The organism is Parabacteroides sp. AM17-47, assembly GCF_003434625.1.
GTDB classification, from domain to species: Bacteria; Bacteroidota; Bacteroidia; order Bacteroidales; family Tannerellaceae; genus Parabacteroides; species Parabacteroides distasonis.
In genome coordinates this window covers 30,957-54,592 of the sequence record NZ_QTLI01000001.1, presented here as the reverse complement: position 1 = coordinate 54,592, position 23,636 = coordinate 30,957, and the positions used below count along the sequence as shown (strand labels likewise).

Below are 23,636 nucleotides of genomic sequence, written 5' to 3'. Positions count from 1 at the left end.
AGTTTATAGTTATAAATCATAAATTATAATTCATAATTCGAAACGATGAGTATTTTACTTTCACTACAGGCCGTGGGCTCTCAGGCGGCAGATCAAATGCCGGATTTAACGGCTGTAACCCTTCCTACGGAAGCGGAAATCAATGTGATAGACCTTGCCTTTAAGGGAGGTTGGATTATGGTGGTATTGTTACTGCTCTCTCTGATGGCTATTTATATTTTTGTTCAACGTCTGATCATCATTCGCCGTGCGGGAAAAGAAGACGAGACGTTCATGAATCGTATCAAAGACTATATTCACGAGGGAAAAGTGGACTCGGCTCTCAATTTATGCAGGAGCACCAACACGCCTTCCGCCCGTATGATCGAGAAAGGTATTACCCGTTTGGGCCGTCCGATGAACGATGTACTCGTAGCGATCGAGAATGTCGGAAATTTGGAGATCGCTAAACTGGAAAAAGGTTTCCCCTTGATCGCGACGACCGCCGCCGGAGCTCCCATGCTTGGTTTCCTTGGGACGGTAACCGGTATGGTACGTGCTTTCTTCGATATGGCAAACGCAGGCACCAATGTTGATGTCTCCCTATTATCCGGTGGTATCTATGAGGCCTTGGTAACAACTGTTGGTGGTCTGGTTGTTGGTATTATTACATTGTTCGCGTACAACTATCTGGTATCTCAAGTAGATAACGTCGTGAACAAGATGGAGGCTCGTACGATGGAATTCATGGATTTATTAAATGAACCGGCTAATTAATTGAAAATGGAGAATTGAAAATTAAAAATGAGCCAACTCTCCTCTATTTAATTTTCAATTCTCCATTTTCAATTTTCAATTATAAAAAATTATGGCTCTAAAAAGAAGAACAAAGGTAAACGAAGCGTTCAGCATGGCCTCTATGACCGACGTCATATTCCTCTTGCTGATCTTCTTCATGGTTACCTCTACCGTAGTAATCCCGAACGCCATCAAGGTTACCTTGCCGCAAGCGCAAAAGCAAACAGCGGCGAAACCTCTTACGAGGGTAACGATAGACGCGAACTTGAATTACTACGTGGCATTTGGAAAGCAAAAAGAGGTACAGGTCTCATTTGATGAGATCACTCCTTTCTTGCAAGATAGTTACGCGAAGGAACCGGAGATGTTCGTCGCCTTATATGCCGACGAGACCGTGCCTTACAAAGAGATTGTAAAGATACTGAATATAGCGAACGAGAATAAATTCAAGATGGTGCTTGCCACCCGTCCGCAGAAATAACAGATATGAGACTGAATAAGGATGACATATACAGTTTGATCGGTACCGTTGCTTTTCACGGTGTCATTCTACTGATACTTTGGTTTACCGTATTGAAAACCGAGGTACCGGATGAAGACGGGGGTGTACTCGTTAATTTCGGGAATGTAGATGCCGCCGCCGGAATGTTCGAGCCTAAGTATACCGGGCAAGAACCGCCTCAGGAAACGACCACTCCCCCTCCTCCCGTACCGGAGCCGCAAGTGGAAACGCCCAAGCAGGAACTCATCACTCAAGATATCGAGGAAAGCGTAGCCCTTGAGGACGCTAAAAAGAAGAATGAGGAAGAGAAACGCAAGAAACAAGAGGCTGAGAAGAAACGGAAAGAAGAGGAGGAGAAAGAACGTATCCGCCGGGAAGAAGCCGAGAAGAAACGTCTGGCCGAGGAACGCCGCAAGAAGGAACAAGCCATTAGCAACAAGGTGGCCGGAGCTTTTGGTATGGGAAACGCCGAGGGTAACAGCCAAGGCGACGCTGAAAGCGGAACCGGTAACCAAGGAAGTCCGTTCGGTAACTCTGATCATGGGGCGAATGAAGGCGTAGGCGGTTACGGATCATTTAATTTGAACGGCCGTTCCATTGGTGCCGGAGGTCTCCCTCGTCCCGCTTACACGATCCAAGAGGAGGGGCGTATTGTTATCAATATAACCGTAGATCCGAAAGGCAACGTTATATTTGCCGAGGTAGGCCGGGGAACTAATATCGACAACGCCTCCATGCGTAAAAGCGCTTTGGACGCGGCTCGAAAGGCGAAGTTCAACAGTATCAGCGGCGCTAATAACCAGAGTGGTACTATTACTTACGTGTACAAATTTAAATAATTGAATCTTATGAAGAAAGCGATCGTATTCTTAGCGAATGGCTTCGAGGAAATGGAAGCCACGGGAACCGTAGACATTTTGCGTCGCGGAGGTATAGACACGAAAACAGTCTCCATCACAGACGACCGTAAAGTGATTGGCGCTCACAATATGGAATATACGGCTGACGCCACATTTACCGAAATCGATCTTTCGGATGCTGATGCCTTGATCTTACCCGGAGGCATGCCCGGAGCATCCAACTTGAACAATTCGGAACCGGTGAAAGAAGTCTTATTACAACAATACCGTGAAGGACGTATCGTAGCGGCTATCTGCGCAGCTCCGATGGTATTAGGCGGTCTAGGTTTGTTAAAAGGTCGCAAAGCCACTTGCTACCCCGGGTTCGAACCGAAATTGATTGGTGCCACCGTAACAGGCGAGGCTGTCGAGGTAGATGGAAATGTGGTAACCGGTAGAGGACCGGGCTTGGTATTCAATTTTGGCCTAGCTTTAGTATCTGTACTAAAAGGTGACGCAGTTGCGGAGGAAGTTGCGGCCGGATTACTATTATAAGATTTAGATCATCAATCGAAACCCAATAGAATAGGGAACGTAATCCATTGAGTTATGTTTCCTATTCCATTGAGTTTTATCACCTATCCTATTGACTTACGAGATATCCCCCAAAGAGCTCACTGCCCTATTCTATTTTGATCGTTTCAACCGCTTGTCGCTTCGTCCCATCCATGGATACCGCACGATAACGAACCGTGGAGAAATCAATGGAACGTAAATCTATATTCCGAATAACGCTATTGTACATCGTACGGTAATAAATCACATGGTTTCGCATATCCGTAACCGAAGTCCATTGAGTAGCGCTCGGTATATCGCAAGGTACTTGCCCTAATGGGAATTCGATCCCTACGGGAATATCAAAATTATTCAATATCTGGAAACACTGGAAGACCGTTTCCAATGCGGTTTCTTGTTGTGGGGCCGAAGCTTGGTAAAAAGCCGCACGAACGAAACGTGACGGTGGAGTTACGTCGCCCGGAATCCCAAGGAAACCGCTTCCCGCACCAAATGAAGACAACTCGATATTTCCTAATTGTTGATTGGGGGCCGTACCCGGGAAAAGATTAACATAATTATTCAGGTTCGTCAGATGCCACTCGAAACTGGGAGAATTAGTCAGAACTCCTAACGTATTCTCATAGAAGTGTAGCTCACCCTTAATAATCTCAAGAACCAGTTGACGTCCCGACGGCTCGGCAAACCGCCAATGAACGGTAGACGCACGGGGATCTATATTGATAACATGCACTTTCTTAACAGCCTCTTTCACCTCTTCTACATTTGAACATTCCCCCAACAACCAAGACACTAATTGCAGATCAGAGATACTTTTATCCCGAACTGCGGCATTATATTTCTCATATTCACCGTACTTTGGAAAATAAAACAATCCAGCCGATAACCCAACCTCATTGAGTCCTTCGGCGATAAATTCCTTTTGCTCCACTGCCAAGCCCACATATCCATAACGTGCCGTGAAAGTCATTCCATCAACCCCATCCGGGGTATACGATCGTTCGGTGTATCCTCTTGGAACCACGACATACTGGCTGTTCAAATTACTTCCACCCCATTCTATCGTACGTGCTACAATAGTCGTACTGTCCTTGCTTTTTAAGGTAATACCGGTGCAAGCCTCTGCAGCGGAAGGATTAATAAGCAAGCCGGCAATCGCAAATAAAATAAAGAAATATCTCATAAACATCATTTTTGATAAAAACAAGCGACAGGAGAAGGTTGTTTTCAAGATTTCAAGACTTTTTTGTATGTTTGCGGTCATTTTATCAAAAAGTATAATATGAATAATAATCTAAAAGGTTTCGCTTATGGAATAGCGACTTCTGTTACATTCGGTTTAATCCCTTTGTTTACATTGCCTCTTATGGAGAAGGGTATGCGGTTTGATTCGATATTGTTCTATCGTTTCTTATTCGCGGCCATCGCCTTATCGGGTATGCTTCTAGCAAAAAAGGAATCTTTCAGAACAGAGATGCGAAACCTACCGATATTGATTTTATTGGGTGCTTTTTATACAGGCTCGGCAATGTTCCTGTTTTGGGGCTATAATTTTATGGCGGCGGGAATCGCCACGACTCTACATTTCACCTATCCGATATTCGTAACCCTATTCATGCTGTTTGTATTCAAAGAAAAAACATCATGGATTACGCTCTTGGCGATTGGGCTCGCTATTTGTGGAGTAGCCCGTCTATCCATTGATGGAGGAGAGATGCGATTAAACGGGCTAGGCGTAATCATCGTATTACTTTCCGCCGTCGCTTATGCCCTCTATATCGTCACCGTCAATAAATCGAGGGTACATGATATGCCGGGACGAAAACTTACGTTCTATGTATTTATCGTCAGTACCTCTTTATTTTTCATAAAAGCACAGGCAGGAACAGGAATCCAACCCATTCCAGACCTGCCCTCTTTTATTAACCTCGTCTTATTAGCCTTCTTGCCAACCGTAGTATCTAACATTACATTGGTACAAGCCGTACACCATATCGGTTCCACCCTAACTTCCGTACTGGGAGCAACAGAACCCGTGACAGCCGTCTGCGTAGGTGTTTTAGTCTTTGGAGAGCCTTTCACCCCTCACCTCGCTTTAGGAATCTTACTGATTATCGTAGCGGTTACATTGATTATCCTGTCCAAATACATACAGAAAAATCTCCATGAGGCCAAGCGATTGTTCAAAGCACGGCACATCTTAAGAACCAAATAACAATACAACTGAAAGCAACACGGCATAGATAAATACATTCCGTGCCGTATGCCCTAAAGTTCTATTAAGCTCACGGCCTTGATACTGTTTCATCTCCAGCCATGTGGCGGCAAACAGCACGCTAAAAGCCGCGAATAAACAAACAAGCCAAGGTGAGGCATCCATCAATAAAGGCAGCGTGATCAAAAAAGCCAATATACCGTTCAGCAAATAAGTTACCAACCCGAACGTACGCCCGAATAGCACAATCGTAGTCCGTTTACGAGCCGCCTTATCTTGCTCATAATCCCGGTAATTATTCACGATCAAAATATTAGCGGACAACAGCCCCAATGACAACGAAAGCAAGAATGACAATAAGGAAAACGATAAAGCTTGTACATAATACGTAAAACAAACCGGAATAATCCCATAAAACAATACGACACACACATCCCCCAGCCCGTTATAAGCCAAAGGAAACGGCCCTGCTGAATAAGCCAAGACACAAATCGCGATAGCAATTCCTACACCGATGAGCTCCCAGCCGGCAAAGAACAACAAGAAACAGCCACATAGACAAGAAAGCCCCAACGTGATAAAAGTCCCCCATAGCATTGCCTTAGGAGTTATCCAACCGGAAGCCACCGCTCGCTCCGGGCCTAACCGGTCCTCCTTATCCACCCCCTTCTTAAAATCAAAATAATCATTGGCAAAATTACTGGCTATCTGGGCGAGTAAAGCCACCAAAACACAAAGGATCGCCGGAGCCAATTTAAATACTCCATCCCTGTAAGCCAGCGCACACCCAACTAATACCGGACTAAATGATGCCGGCAACGTTTTCGGACGTGCCGCCTCTAACCAAGCTTGAATTCTCGATCTGTTATTCTCCATTCTATTGTTTTATTCTTAAAATAACTACAAAAATAAAAAACAAATAACATATACTGTTGTTATTATCTAAAGAAATACTTGTATATTTGCACCATGAAGAATTTTCTATTCATATTAGGTCTGTTGATTAGCTTCATGCTGTTTGCTCCCGAAGAAGGAACAAAGAGTATGGATGAGGTTATGTCTGCGACTAAAGAGGCCGTTATGAAAGAAAAAAACACGGCGGATGCCCAACGTCGTTTCGAAGTATTAAGTAACGAGCTGAAAAGCAGCAACTGCTTAACTCCCCGCAGGATTTCACAAACGACAAACAACACTATCGAAATACGGATATGGAAAAATATGGAGAAATCCCTTCAAGACATGCGTTTGAGAGGAGTAAATCAACTTCATAGAGTATCTCAACATATATCCACTTATCAGATCATAAATTTATCCACACTTCTGTGTCGTATGGGAGAGCATGTCTTTGCCCTACGAAAACTCATTATTTAGTTTTTAATTGTTTCATATTTGTATCTTTCGGTAAGTCATTGATATGTCTTATCGGCAGGAATATTGCATTTATTAAATCAATATTTCCGGGGAGTTATTGCCCATTTACATTATTATAAACAATTAAAAATTACAATTATGACAACTAATAAATCAGGTAAAATACGTATATATCTTTATGTTCTTCTAACAATCGCAGGTTGTGTATTCGCATGCAGTTCTATCATCCCTAACGACTATATTAAATTAGTAGTAGTTATGGGCACTCTATGTGTTGGTCTATATGGCATAATGAAAGGACTGAGTAGTACCGGGACGTCATCGGAAGAGGAAGTCTTGGAAAAAGAATAATAAAATACAACAATTATCGAATCCTAAAAAAATAAGAAGATCATGAGAATAAATAAAGATTTGGCTGATGCAATCATGATGGTTTCATTTATCGTATTGGTATTAGTCGGAACTACAACATTTGACAATGAGGTTACTAAAAACGTAACCATGGGATCCCTCGGTGTGATTACGGTAGCGATGTTAGTTCTTCGCGTCATAGGATCACGCCAAAAGGAAGAGGAAGAAGCCTTTTAGTAGTTAGTCCATTGGTTTCCTGTTGTTGTCCCGGGGTGACCCGGGATTATCTGAGATACGTTTTTCTACCTACATTATAATAACTTGCTGTTTGACTTGGGTATAGCGTTTTTACGCTTGACAACAGGAAACCGGACTTATATACCTTACACTTTTCGACTGAACTTTTTCTCTTTGACAAGACTAACTGCGGCAGCGGCGAAAAACAAGAAAACACCTCCCGTTAACAAAGCGAACACGGCATGCCCATGATAAACATTACGTACAATCCATCCATGAATGATTCCATTCGTGATCTGAGGTATCGTTATAAAGAAATTAAATATACCCATATAAGTACCCATCTTATCAGCGGGAAGACTATCGGAAAGAATAGCATAAGGCATCGCCAATATACTTGCCCACGCTATACCGATGCCAATCATGGAAAAGACCATCATTCCTGTGCTATTCAACAAATAGAGAGAAACCAGCCCTGCCCCTCCTAGGCATAAACAGAGGGCATGAGTCATTTTCCGACCTAAATGACGGGCAATCGGGATCAATAATAAAGCGAATAACATCGCCACAAAATTATAGATACTGAATAACTCACCTACCTTATCGCCAGCCATCGCATATTCGGCGGAAGCAGGATCTGTTGCCCCATATACATGTTCAGCGATAGCAGGCGTAGAATAAACCCACATGGAATACAAGGCAAACCAAGCGAAAAACTGGCATAAACCTAACTGTAACATTATTTTAGGCATATGAAAAATATCATGCATGATCTCCATAAAACCATTGCTATCCCGCCTTTTTTCAATGACCTCACCACCGGAAAGCCGAAACTCAGCCATCTCTTCCGGGGAATATTCCTTTGTCTTAAAAATTGTCCATAATACGCTCGCTAATAAAATCGCCGCACCGGCATAAAAGGCGAATTTAACATTATCGGCAACCTCACCAGCAACCGCCGTATTAGATAAACCAAACACCTTATTCATAATACTCGGCAACAAGGAACCAACGACAGCACCGATGCCGATCAAGAAAGTCTGGATCGAGAAGCCAGTCGTATGCTGCTCATCGGGTAGCATATCCCCTACCAAGGCACGGAAAGGCTCCATCGTTACATTGATGGAAGCATCCATGATCATCAACATACCCGCACCAATCAATACGGGAGATAAAATAGCCGTCTCTGTACCGGGTGACAAGAACAATCCCGCATTCGGCATCAATATCAAGGCAATCGTCGTAAAGATAGCTCCTACCAGAAAAAACGGACGCCGACGTCCTAAACGGCACCAAGTTTGGTCGGAATAATGACCAATGATAGGTTGTATGATCATACCTGTCAGCGGAGCCGCTAACCAAAATAAGGATAGTTGCTCTACATCCGCTCCATAGGTTTGAAGTATTCTACTTGAATTTGCGTTCTGAAGGGCGAAACCGAATTGAATGCCCAAGAAACCGAAAGTTAGATTCCAAATTTGCCAAAAACTCAAAAATGGTTTTGTTTTCATGAGAATTATGTTTTTTAAGGTATTTATTTGTTTGGTGACAAACATACGGAATTATTCCGAAACAGGACGTCGTCCCTATTCAAATTCATGCAAAGAAGTAAAGCAAACGTTTTCGGAAGCCACTTTTTTAACGGGTAGACTGTCTCACCACCAGATTTGTCTTGATAATCTTGCTCACGATACGATCCCCGTCACGCACGCCATTCAAACGTTCTATCAGCAAACGCATAGCGATAGCTCCCAACTCATAACCATGTTGATCCACGGAGGTCAGCAGGGGATCGCTAACTTCCGCTAAGCTATTATTCGTAAACCCACAAATCGAAACCTCATCGGGTATCCTCAATCCCTTGGCCTTGACAACATTCAGCACCCCTATAGCAGTCTCATCATTTACGGCGAAGAACGCATCCGGACGATTGGGTAACGACAATAATTCCGGGGTCAACCGAAGCGCCTCGGTATAATTATCACAAATCTTGATTAACTCTTTATCTACCGGTAATCCATTTTTACGCAAAGCATCCTCATATCCCATCCTACGATTATTAGAGATCGCTAAATGAGAAGGAGATCCGAAAAAGGCGATTCGCCGGCAACCGCTACGAATCAAGTATTCAACAGCGGAGCAAACCCCGGCATAATCATCAACGACCACCCGGTCTGTCAAGATCCCCGTGCATATACGATCGAAAAACACCATGGGTATATCGCTATCGATTAGTTCTTGAAAATGATTGTAGATCGTCGTCGTTTTAGCGACAGAAGCCAAGACACCGCAAACACGTGCTTCCAATAAAGCTTGCGCACCTTTTACTTCTTTCTCATAATTCTCATTACTTTGACAAATAATAACACGATACCCTCCCTTTTCCGCCTCATCTTCTATACCGGATAAAACAGAAGAAAAGAAATAATGTACGATCTGCGGTAAAATAACACCGATTGTTTTCGTATTATTTGTCCGTAAACTCAAGGCTAAGGCATTGGGCTTATATTTATGTTCACGAGCGTAAGCATTCACTATATTCTTGGTTTCTTGGCTGATATCCGGATGATCAGCCAAGGACCGAGAGACTGTTGACGGGGAAATATGCAAGGCTTTCGCTATATCCTTTATCGTGATTTGACGCTTTTTCATGGTTCTCTTTTTTATAAAATCAAAGATATGTATTTAGGTCATATAATGCAAACGTTTGCGAGAACGTTTGCGTAAATTTATAGGGGTATCGACAAACATTTTAACAACATGAGAGGTTTGATAAACATACATTTGCATTCATATACTATGGCTAAAATTCAATAAATATAATAGAGTATTAATCTTAAACTGTCTAATGCATGAAACAAAAAATGTATTCTTGCGACGCAAGAGTAATCTTATCTGTCTTGATAGGATTGTTTCTCTCCTGCAATGTTTTCGCACAAGACATCACGATCAAAGGCAACGTGAAAGATGCGAAAGGTGAACCCATCATCGGGGCTAGTATCCTTGAAAAAGGAACTACGAATGGAACTGTTACCGATTTCGACGGTAACTTTATGCTCTCGGCGCCTAAAGGAAGTACGATCGGTATTTCTTACATAGGCTACAAATCACAAGACATTATCAACCAAGGACAAAGTAATTTAATTGTCGTATTACAAGAAGATACGGAAGTATTGGACGAGATTGTCGTAATCGGTTATGGTACGGTGAAGAAAGATGACGCTACCGGTTCCGTGACGGCCATTAAGCCAGATAAGATGAACCGGGGTTTGACCACCACCGCAACCGATATGATCAACGGTAAAATCGCCGGTGTAAATATCACGACTGACGGTGGAGCTCCGGGTTCGGGAGCCAGTATCCGCATCCGTGGTGGTTCTTCCTTATCGGCCAGCAACAACCCGCTGATCGTTATCGATGGACTTCCGATCGACAATGACGGTATCAAAGGGGTATCCAACCCGTTGAGTACGATCAACCCGAACGATATCGCAACATTCACCGTATTAAAAGACGCATCCGCCACAGCGATCTATGGTTCGCGTGCCTCTAACGGTGTGATTCTTATCACCACTAAGAAAGGTGAAAAAGGCTCCCGCCCACGGGTTACGTACGATGGAAACGTTTCTATCAGCACGAAGACCAAATCAATCGATGTTATGGGAGCTGACGAATATCGTAATTTCGTAACGGATCGTTTTGGGGCGGAATCAAGCGCCGTTAAGTTATTAGGAAAAGAAAATACGGATTGGCAGAAAGAGATCTTCCGTACAGCAGTGGGAACCGATCATAATATCACGGTATCCGGAGGCTTGAATAATATGCCTTATCGTGTATCCGTCGGATATACAAACCAAAATGGTATATTGAAAACCTCTAAGTTCGAACGTTATACTGGATCTGTAAACCTAGCTCCCAGTTTCTTCGAAGATCATTTAAATATTAACTTCAACGCCAAGGGAATGATCTCAAATAATCGTTTCGCCGATACGGGAGCTATCGGAGCGGCAATCGCATTCGACCCGACTCAACCAGTCATGAACGGCAACAGTAAATACGGAGGTTATTTCGCTTGGGAAAATGCCGGTGAATTTATCTCAATCGCTACAAAAAACCCGGTAGCGATGCTTCAACAGAAAAAAGAAGAGGCTAATTCTAAAAACTTAGTCGGTAATATCCAAGTTGATTATAAATTCCATTTCCTTCCCGAATTACGTGCGAACTTGAATTTAGGCATGGATATGGCTACCGGTACACAAGACATTTACTATCCGAAAGAATCTCCATTAGGTTACGTGGATAACGGCAAAACAGGTTATGAGACAATCGACAAATACAATCACCTATTGGATTTTTATTTGCAGTACGCTAAGGATTTCAATGAAAAGCATCATTTTGATATCATGGCTGGTTACTCTTGGCAACATTTCCATCGTTCCACAGAGAACGCATACAATAACTTGAACGGAGATAACCCGACTTCTTATATTTTCAAGACAGAAAGTTATTTGATCTCTTTCTTCGGACGTGTCAATTATTCATTCATGAATCGCTATCTTATCACCGCTACCTTACGTAACGATGGCACTTCCCGCTTCTCTAAAGACAACCGTTGGGGATTGTTCCCTTCCGTGGCTTTAGGATGGAAGATCAAGGAAGAGGGCTTTATGAAAGACGTGGACGCTGTATCAGATTTAAAACTACGCTTGGGTTATGGTATTACCGGTCAACAGGATATCTCGCAAGGAGACTACCCGTATATGGCGACTTATTTTGCGGGACAAGACGGAGCCTACTATCAATTTGGCGACCAATTTGTTCCTATCGCCCGTCCCGACGGTTACAACCCGAACTTGAAATGGGAGGAGACTACTACTTGGAACGCCGGATTCGACTTCGGATTCTTAGATAACCGTATCACTTCATCCTTGGATTATTATTACAGGGAAACTAAGGACTTGATCAATGTGATCGACGTACCGGCCGGAACAAACTTCAAGAACCGTATCGTCAGCAATATCGGTTCTTTGAGAAATCAAGGTGTTGAGTTCTCCATCAACGCTAAAGCGATCTCAACCCCTGATTGGAAATGGGATCTAGGCTTTAATGTCGCTTGGAACAACAACGAGATTACCAAGCTAACCGCACAGGATGACGCCTCATCCATCGTATTGACAGGAACCGTAGAAGGTGGTACCGGGACCATGATACAGGCACAAGGTGTGAATCACCCGGCGAACTCATTCTATGTATACGAGCAGGTATATGATCAACAGGGTAATCCGATCGAAGGATTATACGTGGACCGCAACGGAGATGGCGTGATCAATGACGAGGACCGTTATTTCTGCCATAAACCGGCGGCCGATGTAACGATGGGCTTTACTTCTAAATTGGTATGGAAAGCATGGGATTTCAGTTTCTCACTTCGTTCCAACCTCGGGAACTATGTATATAATAATGTAGCCTCATCCAATGCGGCATTAAGTGAAGGTAGTATTAACAATAAAGGCTATCTATCCAACCGTCCGCTATCCGCTTTCGATACGAATTTCCAGAACATGAACGTATTGTCCGATTATTATGTACAAAACGCATCCTTCTTACGCTGCGATAATATCACGTTGGGTTACTCTTTCAACAAATTATTCGGCGTATTGGGCGGACGTATCTACGGAACCGTACAGAATCCTTTTGTTATCACGAAATATAAAGGATTGGATCCGGAGGTAGCGAACGCAGCTGATAAAACCTTCGGTATCGATAAGAACGTATATCCTCGCCCATTGGTAGGTATACTCGGTGTAAGTCTTAACTTCTAATTTTAAATCAGGATATCTATATGAATACGAAATTCTTTAAATATATAATACCGGCTTTATCGCTGGTTTTCAGCGTAAACTTCACCTCTTGCCTAGGTGATCTCGATGTTACGCCTATCGATCCGAACCTAAACGTAGAGTTCGATCAGAACGCCAATTTCGCCAAGATCTATGCGGGATTAGCCATCACAGGAAATAAAGGTCCCGACGGACAAGGAGATATCGCCGACACGGATGAGGGAGCGTCGGGTTTGATGCGTATGCTATTCAACCTAAATGAGCTTCCTACGGACGAGGCGATTTGCGCTTGGTCTGGCGACGTGGATGTATATCCCTTGAACTTCGCTAAGTTTACCGCCTCGAACGGTGTGGTATTGAATATGTTCAACCGTCTGTACATCCAAATCGCTCAGTGTAATAACTTCTTAATACAGACAGAGGGCAAGGATGACGAGGAAAGTCTTACACAGCGTGCTGAAGTTCGTTTTATCCGTGCCTTGGATTATTATTATTTGATTGATTTATATGGCAATGTTCCGTTCGTTGATGAAAACACGGGTATCGGTACCTATGTTCCCGAACGGATTACCCGGGCGAATCTCTATACCTATATAGAGAAAGAGTTGAAAGAAATCGAGCCACAAATGAAGGCCCCCCGTGCAAATGTATATGGACGTGCCGATCAAGCCGCCGTATGGATGCTACTTTCCCGCTTATATCTGAACGCGGAAGTATATACAGGTACCCCTCAATGGTCTGCCGCCGCTGAATACGCAAAGAAAGTCATGGACGCCGGTTTCTCTCTGGCTCCTAATTATGGAGATAATTTCCTTGCAGATAACAACACCTCTCCCGAGATGATCCTGCCGATTTGTTATGATGGCGTACAGACCCGCTCTTGGTCCGGATTGTTCTTTATCGCCAGCTTTATCAGTGGTGACATGAACGCACTAGATGATTTCGGGACTAAAGAAGCATGGGGTGGTAACCGTGCCCGCATGGCATTGGTGAAAAAGTTCGCTTCTGACGGAGACTTATCGAAAACAGCTGATACACGTGCCTCTTTCTGGACTACAGACCGTACATTCGAGATCAATAAGCCGACCGAGTTTACAGAAGGTTATTCTGTAACTAAATTCAAGAATATCACGAAATCCGGACAAATCGGTCACGATCCGAATCAGCAGTTCCCGGATATGGATTTCCCATTGTTCCGTTTAGCCGAGGCTAATCTGACCTTCGCCGAAGCCACATTACGGGCAGGAGGCGATAAACAAGCCGCTTTAAGCGCTATTAACCAGCTACGGAAAAGAGCGAAAGCCACGGAAATTACGGCAACCGATCTTACTTTGGATTTTGTGCTTGATGAGAAGGCCCGTGAGTTCTATTTTGAGGCGCAACGCCGTACGGATTTGATCCGCTACAATAAGTTCACCTCCAATTATACTTGGGATTGGAAAGGCGAGACAGCGGGAGGTACTTCAATCTCCAGTCACTTCTCATTGTTACCGATTCCTTCGACCCAACTCGTGGCAAACAGTAACTTGAAACAAAATCCGGGTTATTAATCGTAAAACCTATTAATAAGTAACAATTATGAATAAAGTCAATATATTATCCATCGTGTTTGCGGGCATCTGTGCTTTTTCTGCCTGCACGGACGATAAAGATCCGGTTATCAATGACCTAAAGGACTCAGAAGGTAATAATATATCTTTTACCCTCAATGCTCCGAATAATAGCTCATATACTTTAATGCCGGAAAATGCCAGTAGTATCATCGATATTTTTACCTGTGAACAACCGGATTACGGTTTCGCGGCAGGTGTAACGTATACCGTACAAGTCTGTGAAGGAGGAACTGAATTCGAGAAATTCGAGTCGCTGCCGACTACCGGTTCCGGCGAAAAAGTCTTGATCAAGACATTCGAGCTGAATGATGCCATGAACAATCTGGGAATGGTTAATCCCACCGTAGCTTATAATGTGGACTTCCGTCTTAAAGCATTTATTAACGACAGTGTTCCCGAACTTTATTCGAACACGGTAAACATGGCGATCACTCCATATAGTGGCGCCCGTACCCAAGTTTATTTCGTGGGTGACATATTCGACAACGGATGGAACAATAACGACCCATCGATGCGTATATTCGCCGACGACGATGTTAATAATATGTTATTCACTTACACGGGTTTCGTAAAAGCCGGTAGCGCATTCAAGATCATTCAAACCCCGGGTGATTGGGGCATTCAATGGGGTTACGACAGCGACGGAGCATTAAGCAATGACGGCGGTAGCGGTAATATCGAAGGCTTCACGCAGGATGGCTATTATACGATCACGTTAGACTTGGCTGGTAACAAATACAGCATCGAACCTTATACCGGAGCGACAACCGAATACAAACAAATCTCCCTGATTGGAGACTTCAATGATTGGGGTGGTGATCTAGATTTACAACAGGCTAGTTACGACAAGCACATCTGGATCGGCGAGAAAATAGAGATTCCGTCCGATGGCGGTTTGAAATTACGTGCGGATCATGACTGGGCCGTAAGCTTCGGTGGCAGCAATAGTTTATGGAACGATAAACAAGGACAATTCGCCAAATTTGACGGAGGTGATAATGTAAAGGTTTCCGCCGGTACCTATTTTATCAAGTTTAATGACTTAACGAAACATATCATTCTACTAGCCGAATAAGGCATTACTTAAATTACCATCCTTTACTTGATTTAAAAGTCAAGTAAAGGTGGTAATAGATAAAAGTAACGCTTGTGTTTATGAATTATGTCTCAAAAGATATGTTTTAGAACATGATTTTGTTAAATCACGTTAAGTAAATGAGATTTCCAAACTATTCGTTATGCTACATAACATAAAACCTCTATATTTGCACTGTGTTTTTCATGGTATTAGATTTAAGGTTAACAATGAAGATTGGCTGTCCGTGATGGATAGCCTTTTTTTGTTTCCTTTTAATAGTACATATTGGATTTGATGCCATTGCTGACATACAACAAACCATTCTTTCTTGTGATATAAATATTGTTTTCTCTAGCCAACCAGCCAATAGCCAAGGCTAGGTCCTCAATACTTAAAGACAATTTACGGCTTAACTCTTGCGTAGATATTTCATTTACCTCGTTTAGCGCATGCCACACTTTTCCTGCGTTTAGTCCAATTCTTCCTTTTTCCATAATCAAAATACTTTTCTAGTAAACGAACTATATTCTTTTTGTTTCCTCTTTCCTACGATTAGTAGTCATTTGTAAAGTTCGCCCTTAAATATTAGGGAATCAATATCCATTCTTTCGTTTCTATGTTCTATTTTTATTATCTTGAATAATAAGTATTTATTAATTCCTATATTTGAGACGAATTACCGATTAGATATGGAAAAGGAAATGCTCACATTCGATATCACGAACGATTTTATCGTCGGAGATCGTATCACAAAAGAGACGCTAAACAAATACAGCAAGCTGCCTCATAAGATAAAGGCAGGTTTGTTTCTCCTTTGTGTAGAAGGTTCCGTGCAGGCTTCTATCAATCTAGCGAAGTATACGATTAACAAATATGATTTCGTGACCTTAGTGCCCAGCAATTTTATCCAGTTCCATGAAATATCGGACGACGCACGTTTCTATTTCGCCGGATTCTCTTCGGAGTTTATGACAAACATCAATTTTATTAAATCAACCATGAGCTTTCTTCCCGTTATCACGGAACATCCGATCATGCCGCTGGAAGAATCTGTAGCTCAATTATATATTGACGGATACCGTTTATTGATACGTGCGCAATCCTTATCCCCGTCTTATTCTATGGTAAATAAAAACCTAGTCATCGCTTATCTCACGATATTCATGCAAGGAACGGCTGAGTTATATAAAAATCATAGCCATTGGACAAATGGAATCCGTACGCGCACCAATGAGATTTACCGTAAGTTTATCCAACTTGTCGTAGAGCATTATACCACCGAGCACAGCGTTTCTTTTTACGCCGCTCAATTAAATTTGTCGTTACCTCATTTCTGCACGACTATTAAGAAAGCGATCGGACTTACTCCCTTGGAAATCATTTCCTCCATTATCACGATGGATGCCAAGGCACAATTAAGATCGACAGACTTAACCGTAAAAGAGATCGCTTTCTCTTTAGGCTTTAACAACCTGTCTTTTTTCAACAAATATTTCAGGCAGCATACGGGAATGACACCTCAAGAATATAGAAGAATGAAAATTCCCTCAAGCACGTAGCCGGCAATCACTTCTTTTGTAAAACCATACGATCGATATCGGGCATCCATGAGTTTCCATTCGATAAGCGTATGCGATTCATCCCGGGTTTCAGACGGATCTCTATTTGCTCGCTAGCGACCTCATGCGCAGGATGAGCCTCTACATTTTTTACGACAACTCCATTAACTTGACAAATTAATTCTCGATTCTCCGCACACTGATAATCCACGGACATCAAGTATAAACCTCCCTCACGACTGTATACATTATGCCATTCCAGATAATTGCTATCACGATTACCTAATCCCGTAACCTTCGCACCTCCAGAACAATTTCCGTCATCCTCATAAATCGCCGTTTCAAACGCTTTGTGATTTCTTATTTCTTGATAGTCTTGTAACCAAGCACATTCCGCCTCATAAATCGTCCGTTCTCCCCTTTCCAGTCCATCCAGACGGAAAATACGTGTCCCATGAGCAGGTATGGTTACGGAAAAATCCCGATCCTTGTACTTTCCAAGATCTCTCCTTTCAAATAAGTCCCGTACACTCACGTCACCCCGCAAATAGAAATCGGCAAAATCCAGATGAATAGTCCGTTCCTCATCCGTAGAGTTATAGACGGCAACAGCGCATGTATTCCCATTCACTTCTTCCAGATCCTTTGTCAAGATATACACTCCATCCATTTGCTTAACGACATAAGCTTGCAAGCCTAGTACGTCTTGATTTAACGCTATCAGTTCCTCGTTTTTCAATAGCCGCAAAGCTTTCTCAGAGATGGTAGTCAGATCACAGCCAATCAATAAAGGGGAGCTCATAATACACCACATTCCAAAATGAGTTTTATCTTCTTCCTCACTCATTCCACGGCCGATCTCAAGCATATCCATATCATTATATTTTCCTTCGCTCGCATAAGCGGACAAATATAGATTCTGCCGGATAATATTCTTCACGGACTCCCAGCTAGGATTTATATCTTGCGAGATACGCCATGAGAAGGCAACGTCATGCACCCACGTACCGGGAAAATTCCAACGACATACATTCATACGCACATCTTTACGGCCGGTAGCTAGTATCGCATTATGGATCGCCGTGAATCGCTCTTGCTCATCCAGACCTAATTGATCGAAATTCTGTTTGGCATCGCCGCCACAAAAGTCGATCTTAATAAAATCGAATCCTATTTCCTTAAAGAAGTAGTCCGCGTCCTGACGATCGTGCCCATAAAAGCCGACATTGATCCCTAAAGAATCCTTATCCCAAAAGGAGCCGCAAGTATTCCGGCCCGCATCGGAATAAATACCCGCCTTAAACCCTAACGCATGGATATGATCTACCGTCTGCTTCAAGCCATTCGGAAAACGGACCGGATGAGTGATTAACTCCCCGCTCGCATCCCGTCCCCCAAAATACCCGTCATCAATATTGATATATTTATATCCAACCTCTTTCAAGCCATTCCGCGACATCGCATCAGCTTGTTTCATTATCAGTTTGTCGCTGATATTCACTCGATAGGTATTCCATGAGCTCCATCCCATCGTGGGAGGATCATACGCAAAAACAGAAGATGCCAAGAGAAGTAAGGCGATTGATATATAGTTTCGCATGGTATAAAATTTTCATGTATAACGTTCTTAATCAAACAAAAATAAGAAAAGTGCATCAGACCGCCAAATCGGGATAAACGAAAAAAGGGAAGTATGCCTTTTTGACGTGACATACTTCCCTCACTTATATAAACTCTGTATTTGGATTACCAGATAACCACCCGATCAGCCGGAGCCATAAACATCGGATCGCCCTCTTTAATGTCAAAAGCGGCATAGAACGGGGCGATATTACGCAAGGCAGCGTTCACACGCCATTTTCCCAATGAATGCGGGTCGATCTTGGTACGACGACGGATCTCCTCGGGACGGATATTTTGTCCCCACAACGTCGCATACCCCAAGAAGAAACGTTGCTCATTCGTGAAGCCATCGATCGGGGCCGGAGTCTCTTTGCCCTTCAAGCTATTCAAATAAGCTTGGTGAGCGACCAACAAACCTCCGTGGTCGGCGATATTCTCACCCAACGTAAAACGTCCGTTGGCATGAAGCGTATCTATTACGATAATCTGGTCATATTGATCAACCAATTTATCAGCACGCTCCTTGAAACGAACAGCATCCTCGGCAGTCCACCAATCGATCAAATTACCATCCTTATCGTAGTTACGTCCCTGATCATCGAATCCATGCGTCATCTCATGGCCGATTACCACACCGATAGCGCCATAGTTCACCGCATCGTCGGCATCCGGATTAAAGAATGGAGGCTGAAGGATCGCGGCCGGGAAACAGATCTCATTCGTAGTCGGATTGTAATAAGCGTTCACGGTCTGCGGATTCATATGCCAACGAGACTTATCGACCGGCTTATCCACGTCCGCCAATTGATAGGCCATATCGAAGATGTTAGAACGGCGAACATTCGCCCAATAAGAATCGTCCTTGATCTCCAAGCCACTATAATCACGCCATTTGTCCGGATAACCTATTTTCACCGTAAAAGCGGCCAATTTCTCCTGCGCTTTCGCCTTAGTCGTATCGCTCATCCATTCCAAGCCGTTGATCCGCTCGCTCAAAGCAGTCTGCAAATTCCCCACCAGCGTTAACATCTTTTCCTTGGAAGAAGCCGGGAAGTATTTCTCTACATACATCTCGCCGACGGCCTCGCCCAACGCACCGTTTACCGTATTCAACGAACGCTTCCAACGAGGTTGTTGTTCCTGCTTTCCGGACATTACCTTTCCATAGAACTCAAAATCAGCATCTACAAAATCATCACTTAGGTATGGAGCCGCCGCGCTCAATAAATTAAACGCCAAATAATATTTTTGCTCATCGACCGTCGTATTCCGCAAAGCCTCACTCATATCCTTATAGAAGTTGATTTGCTTCGCGTCCAACTCTTTCAGCCCGGCTAATCCCATGGATTCAAAATATACATCCCAATCCAACGGAGACTCTATTTTCTTGAAATCCTCGTAAGGCAATTTATTATAGTTTTTCTGGGAGTCACGCAAATCCTCACGGCCATAAGAGATCTCAGCGATAGCCTTCTCTATTTTCATCACGGCATCCACCGCCGCATCCGCTTGCTCCGGACTTGAGCCGGCCAATGTAAATAATTTATTTATATAAGCCCTGTAAGCATCACGCATCTTGGCGGAGCCTTCATCTTCCAATAAATAATAATCCCGATCGCCCATTCCGATACCAGCCTGATACAGCTGGACGATATTCATGGCACTATTCTTCTCGTCAGCGCCCACGAACAAAGCGAAGAACGGAGCCATGCCTTCCTTATGAAGCGTAGCCACCATCTTAGAGACATCCGATTTCGTTGCCAGCGCATTGATAGCGGCCAGTTCCTCTTTGATAGGAGCCACTCCATCGGCATTCAACTTCGTGCTATCCAATCCCATCGCATACAAAGCGCCGATCTTCCCGGCGACACTACCCGCCTCATGGGGCGTAGCGCTAAGTTCCTCGATCAATACCCGGAGCTGTTCTTGGTTATTCTCTAGTAATTGGTCGAAAGTTCCGAAACGAGCGTATTCCGGTTTCAATGGATTATTCTTTATCCATCCACCACAAGCGTATTCATAAAAATCCGTACCTGCGGCAACCGTGGTATCCATATTCGCAGGATTAATAGCAGCGATCTTCACTACCTCTTTCTGAGGAGTGTTACAACTCGCTAAAGCGACTATCCCAGCCGCTAAAAACGGAAACATTTTTCTCTTTCTCATTTTGTTTAGTCTTTTGCCTTAAAACCTTACAAAGATACGATAAATACACAAAAGAAAAACATGTACGTGTTTCTTTTAAAACATGTACGACTTTTTACGAAAACACGTACGTGTTTTTCGGACGATAAAAGGATTCATGTATTCAAGAATAAGTGTATCTTTGCCAACAAATCATTTATATCATGAAGAAACTAATAATCAGCGTTTGGGCATTTATCGCCCTTCCCTTATTCGCTCAGCGAGACGCGAATATCCGTATTTATCCGGAGCAAGGTAACCAACAGATCAGTAAACATATTTACGGGCAATTCGCCGAACATCTAGGGAGTTGTATCTACGGTGGCTTATGGGTGGGGCCGGAGTCCGACATCCCTAATACCCAAGGATACCGTACGGATGTCTTAAACGCGTTGAAGAAACTACAGATCCCGAACTTACGTTGGCCGGGCGGTTGCTTCGCCGACGAATATCATTGGATGGATGGAATCGGCCCCAAGGAAAATCGCCCGAAAATGGTGAATAATAACTGGGGAGGGACGATTGAGGATAATAGTTTTGGAACCCATGAGTTCTTGAATCTATGTGAGTTATTAGGTTGTGAGCCTTACATCAGCGGAAACGTGGGAAGCGGTACGGTTGAGGAAATGGCTAAATGGGTGGAATACATGACCTCGGAAGGAGACAGCCCAATGGCCAACCTACGCCGGAAAAATGGCCGGGATAAGGCATGGAAAGTCAAGTTTTTCGGCGTTGGGAACGAGAGTTGGGGATGCGGGGGCAGTATGCGACCGGAATATTATTCCGACCTTTACCGTCGTTACTCTACGTATTGCCGTAACTATGATAGCAATGTCTTGTTCAAGATCGCCAGCGGTGCCAGCGATTATGATTACAACTGGACCGAGACGCTGATGAAACAAATCGGCGGACGCATGGATGGTATCTCTTTACATTATTATACAGTAGGAGATTGGAACAATAAAGGCTCCGCTACCGATTTCAACACGGAGGATTATTACTGGACCTTAGGAAAATGCCTTGAGATAGAGGATGTCGTTAAAAAGCATATCGCTATCATGGATAAATACGACCCGAAGAAAAATATAGCCCTCATGGTAGACGAATGGGGCACTTGGTGGGATGTGGAACCCGGTACGATCCCCGGCCATCTGTTCCAGCAAAACACGATGCGCGACGCTTTCGTGGCCGCTCTTACCCTACATGTCTTCCACAAATATACGGACCGAGTGAAAATGACCAATATCGCACAGATTGTCAATGTATTGCAGTCCATGATCCTCACGAAAGGCAAGGACATGGTGCTTACGCCCACTTACCATGTGTTCGAGATGTACAAGGTTCATCAAGACGCTACCTTTTTGCCGATGGATCTAATCTGCGACAAGGAGAAAGTAAGAGACAACCGGGAAGTGCCGGTCGTAAGCGCCTCCGCATCCCGGGACTCGCAGGGTAAAATCCATATCTCGTTGGCAAACGTAGATCCCCGGCAAAGCGAGAACATCCATATCGACCTGCAAAACGTAACGATAAAGAGCGTGAACGGGCGTATCCTGACAGCGTCCTCCATAAACGACTATAACACATTCGATTCGCCGGAGAAGGTCAAGCCGGAAGTTTTCAAGGGAGCCAAGGTGGAAAAGGGAAAGTTAAGCGTCAGCCTTCCTCCCATGTCGATCGTCGTATTAGAAGTTTTATAAAAAGACGGACAATAACATGGCAATGTTTCTATAATTATTAACTTTGCCCGAAGAATTAAAAAACACATTAAAGAAACGCATTATGAAACCTACATTATTTGTATTGGCAGCCGGAATGGGTAGTCGTTATGGAGGATTAAAACAATTGGACGGCCTAGGTCCCAATGGCGAGACCATCATGGACTATTCTATTTTCGATGCTATTCGTGGCGGGTTCGGTAAACTTGTATTCGTTATCCGCAAATCTTTCGAGAAAGACTTCCGTGAGAAAATCATCTCCAAATATGAGAACCATATCCCGGTTGAAGTCGTATTCCAAGACTTGAACGATCTTCCGGAGGGCTTCACTTGCCCGGAGGGACGTGAGAAACCGTGGGGAACCAACCATGCCGTATTGATGGGCAAGAAGGTTATCAATGAGCCTTTCGCCGTAATCAACGCCGATGATTTCTACGGACGTGACAGCTTCGCCGTATTAGGCAAGCAATTGTCTGAGATGGATGGCAAGAAGAATGATTATTGCATGGTAGGCTACCGTGTAGGTAATACGTTGAGCGAGAGCGGTTCCGTGGCACGTGGTGTTTGCGCCACGAACGAGGAAGGTTATCTGACAGGCGTCGTGGAACGTACCGCTATCGAACGTATCGACGGAGATATCCAGTTTGTAGACGAGAACGGAAAGAAGGTCGTATTGGAAGAAAACACGCCGGTCTCCATGAATATGTGGGGCTTCACTCCCGATTATTTCGAGTATTCCGAGGAATTCTTCAAAGAGTTCTTGAAAGCGAACATGGGTAATTTAAAGAGTGAATATTTCATCCCGTTGATGGTAAATAAATTGATCACGGAAGGAACAGCCCGTGTGAAAGTATTGGATACAACCTCCAAATGGTTCGGCGTAACTTACGCAGCGGATCGTCAAGGCGTTGTGGATAAGATCCAAGCCTTGGTAGACGCAGGCGAGTATCCAAGCAAATTATTCTGATTATAAGGTTCTTATGGCTGATTCCTCAGCAGGAAGTAACAGCCGTGGCCTAAGACTTTTATCGTATCACCCTTGTGAAGCGATCTTTTCACCTCTGTGAAACGATCTTTTCACGGGGGTGATACGATCTTTTCACTCCTGTGAAAAGATCAATACCTCCTAATGAAAACGATACTATATATATTT

General features: G+C 43.6%; 20 protein-coding genes. 13 read left to right on the top strand and 7 right to left on the bottom strand.

Translation table 11 applies throughout. The annotated features are described in order from the left end of the window. Window positions 1–45: 45 nt before the first annotated feature. The 4 genes from DW205_RS00270 to DW205_RS00255 all read left to right on the top strand — a co-directional run bounded on the left by DW205_RS00270 (window position 46) and on the right by DW205_RS00255 (window position 2,673). Window positions 46–756, top strand: coding sequence for a MotA/TolQ/ExbB proton channel family protein (locus DW205_RS00270; protein WP_005855862.1), 711 nt, complete (start codon window positions 46–48; stop codon window positions 754–756). Between the two features lie 91 nt (window positions 757–847). Beyond that, window positions 848–1,258 (top strand): biopolymer transporter ExbD, encoded by a 411-nt coding sequence (locus DW205_RS00265; protein WP_005855860.1) that lies wholly within the window; start codon window positions 848–850, stop codon window positions 1,256–1,258. A gap of 5 nt (window positions 1,259–1,263) precedes the next feature. Next, on the top strand, window positions 1,264–2,118 hold the full coding sequence (locus DW205_RS00260; RefSeq protein WP_005855858.1) for an energy transducer TonB: 855 nt from the start codon (window positions 1,264–1,266) through the stop codon (window positions 2,116–2,118). A 9-nt stretch (window positions 2,119–2,127) separates the two neighbouring features. Continuing rightward, window positions 2,128–2,673, top strand: coding sequence for a DJ-1 family glyoxalase III (locus DW205_RS00255; protein WP_005868002.1), 546 nt, complete (start codon window positions 2,128–2,130; stop codon window positions 2,671–2,673). Between the two features lie 127 nt (window positions 2,674–2,800). On the opposite strand, the gene DW205_RS00250 is transcribed toward DW205_RS00255, so the two are convergent. Beyond that, window positions 2,801–3,877, bottom strand: a complete 1,077-nt coding sequence (locus DW205_RS00250; RefSeq protein WP_005868000.1) for a linear amide C-N hydrolase — start codon at window positions 3,875–3,877, stop codon at window positions 2,801–2,803. Between the two features lie 99 nt (window positions 3,878–3,976). Between DW205_RS00250 and DW205_RS00245 the strand changes: the two genes are divergently transcribed. After that, entirely contained in the window at window positions 3,977–4,909 is a 933-nt protein-coding gene (locus DW205_RS00245; protein ID WP_005855838.1) for a DMT family transporter, read from the top strand. Here DW205_RS00245 and DW205_RS00240 read toward each other — a convergent pair. After that, complete coding sequence (locus DW205_RS00240; RefSeq protein WP_005867998.1) at window positions 4,895–5,785, bottom strand: 1,4-dihydroxy-2-naphthoate polyprenyltransferase; 891 nt, start codon at window positions 5,783–5,785, stop codon at window positions 4,895–4,897. The genes DW205_RS00245 and DW205_RS00240 overlap by 15 nt on opposite strands. Window positions 5,786–5,878: 93 nt before the next feature. Between DW205_RS00240 and DW205_RS00235 the strand changes: the two genes are divergently transcribed. Next, window positions 5,879–6,280, top strand: coding sequence for a hypothetical protein (locus tag DW205_RS00235; RefSeq protein WP_005867997.1), 402 nt, complete (start codon window positions 5,879–5,881; stop codon window positions 6,278–6,280). A 393-nt stretch (window positions 6,281–6,673) separates the two neighbouring features. Continuing rightward, complete coding sequence (locus DW205_RS00225; RefSeq protein WP_005855829.1) at window positions 6,674–6,868, top strand: hypothetical protein; 195 nt, start codon at window positions 6,674–6,676, stop codon at window positions 6,866–6,868. Window positions 6,869–7,014: 146 nt separating this feature from the next. On the opposite strand, the gene DW205_RS00220 is transcribed toward DW205_RS00225, so the two are convergent. After that, window positions 7,015–8,379 (bottom strand): MFS transporter, encoded by a 1,365-nt coding sequence (locus DW205_RS00220; protein ID WP_005867995.1) that lies wholly within the window; start codon window positions 8,377–8,379, stop codon window positions 7,015–7,017. Between the two features lie 127 nt (window positions 8,380–8,506). Further along, a complete protein-coding gene (locus DW205_RS00215; protein ID WP_005855821.1) occupies window positions 8,507–9,520 on the bottom strand; it encodes a LacI family DNA-binding transcriptional regulator in 1,014 nt (337 codons plus the stop codon). A 200-nt stretch (window positions 9,521–9,720) separates the two neighbouring features. On the opposite strand from DW205_RS00215, the gene DW205_RS00210 reads away from it, so the two are divergent. The 3 genes from DW205_RS00210 to DW205_RS00200 are packed head-to-tail and all read left to right on the top strand — an operon-like array spanning window position 9,721 to window position 15,396. Beyond that, window positions 9,721–12,690: a TonB-dependent receptor gene (locus DW205_RS00210; RefSeq protein ID WP_005867994.1), complete on the top strand. Its 2,970-nt coding sequence runs from the start codon at window positions 9,721–9,723 to the stop codon at window positions 12,688–12,690. Between the two features lie 20 nt (window positions 12,691–12,710). Then, window positions 12,711–14,258 (top strand): RagB/SusD family nutrient uptake outer membrane protein, encoded by a 1,548-nt coding sequence (locus tag DW205_RS00205; protein ID WP_005867993.1) that lies wholly within the window; start codon window positions 12,711–12,713, stop codon window positions 14,256–14,258. A gap of 28 nt (window positions 14,259–14,286) precedes the next feature. Continuing rightward, window positions 14,287–15,396: a SusE domain-containing protein gene (locus tag DW205_RS00200; RefSeq protein WP_005855818.1), complete on the top strand. Its 1,110-nt coding sequence runs from the start codon at window positions 14,287–14,289 to the stop codon at window positions 15,394–15,396. Window positions 15,397–15,671: 275 nt separating this feature from the next. Here DW205_RS00200 and DW205_RS00195 read toward each other — a convergent pair whose 3' ends face one another. Then, window positions 15,672–15,893, bottom strand: coding sequence for a winged helix-turn-helix domain-containing protein (locus DW205_RS00195; RefSeq protein WP_005855817.1), 222 nt, complete (start codon window positions 15,891–15,893; stop codon window positions 15,672–15,674). 195 nt (window positions 15,894–16,088) lie between these two features. On the opposite strand from DW205_RS00195, the gene DW205_RS00190 reads away from it, so the two are divergent. Further along, complete coding sequence (locus DW205_RS00190; protein WP_008778253.1) at window positions 16,089–16,958, top strand: AraC family transcriptional regulator; 870 nt, start codon at window positions 16,089–16,091, stop codon at window positions 16,956–16,958. Between the two features lie 7 nt (window positions 16,959–16,965). Here the strand turns inward: DW205_RS00190 and DW205_RS00185 are convergent, their stop codons facing one another. Both DW205_RS00185 and DW205_RS00180 read right to left on the bottom strand, forming a co-directional pair. Further along, a complete protein-coding gene (locus tag DW205_RS00185; RefSeq protein WP_005867992.1) occupies window positions 16,966–18,558 on the bottom strand; it encodes an alpha-galactosidase in 1,593 nt (530 codons plus the stop codon). Window positions 18,559–18,704: 146 nt separating this feature from the next. Next, a complete protein-coding gene (locus DW205_RS00180) occupies window positions 18,705–20,747 on the bottom strand; it encodes a M13 family metallopeptidase (protein ID WP_005867991.1) in 2,043 nt (680 codons plus the stop codon). A gap of 182 nt (window positions 20,748–20,929) precedes the next feature. Here DW205_RS00180 and DW205_RS00175 point away from each other — a divergent pair, with 182 nt between their 5' ends. Further along, the gene (locus DW205_RS00175; RefSeq protein ID WP_005855809.1) at window positions 20,930–22,465 is read left to right on the top strand and encodes an alpha-N-arabinofuranosidase; all 1,536 of its coding nucleotides are present in this window, start codon (window positions 20,930–20,932) and stop codon (window positions 22,463–22,465) included. An 82-nt stretch (window positions 22,466–22,547) separates the two neighbouring features. Further along, a complete protein-coding gene (locus tag DW205_RS00170) occupies window positions 22,548–23,450 on the top strand; it encodes a nucleotidyltransferase (RefSeq protein ID WP_005867990.1) in 903 nt (300 codons plus the stop codon). The last annotated feature ends 186 nt before the right edge of the window (window positions 23,451–23,636 follow it).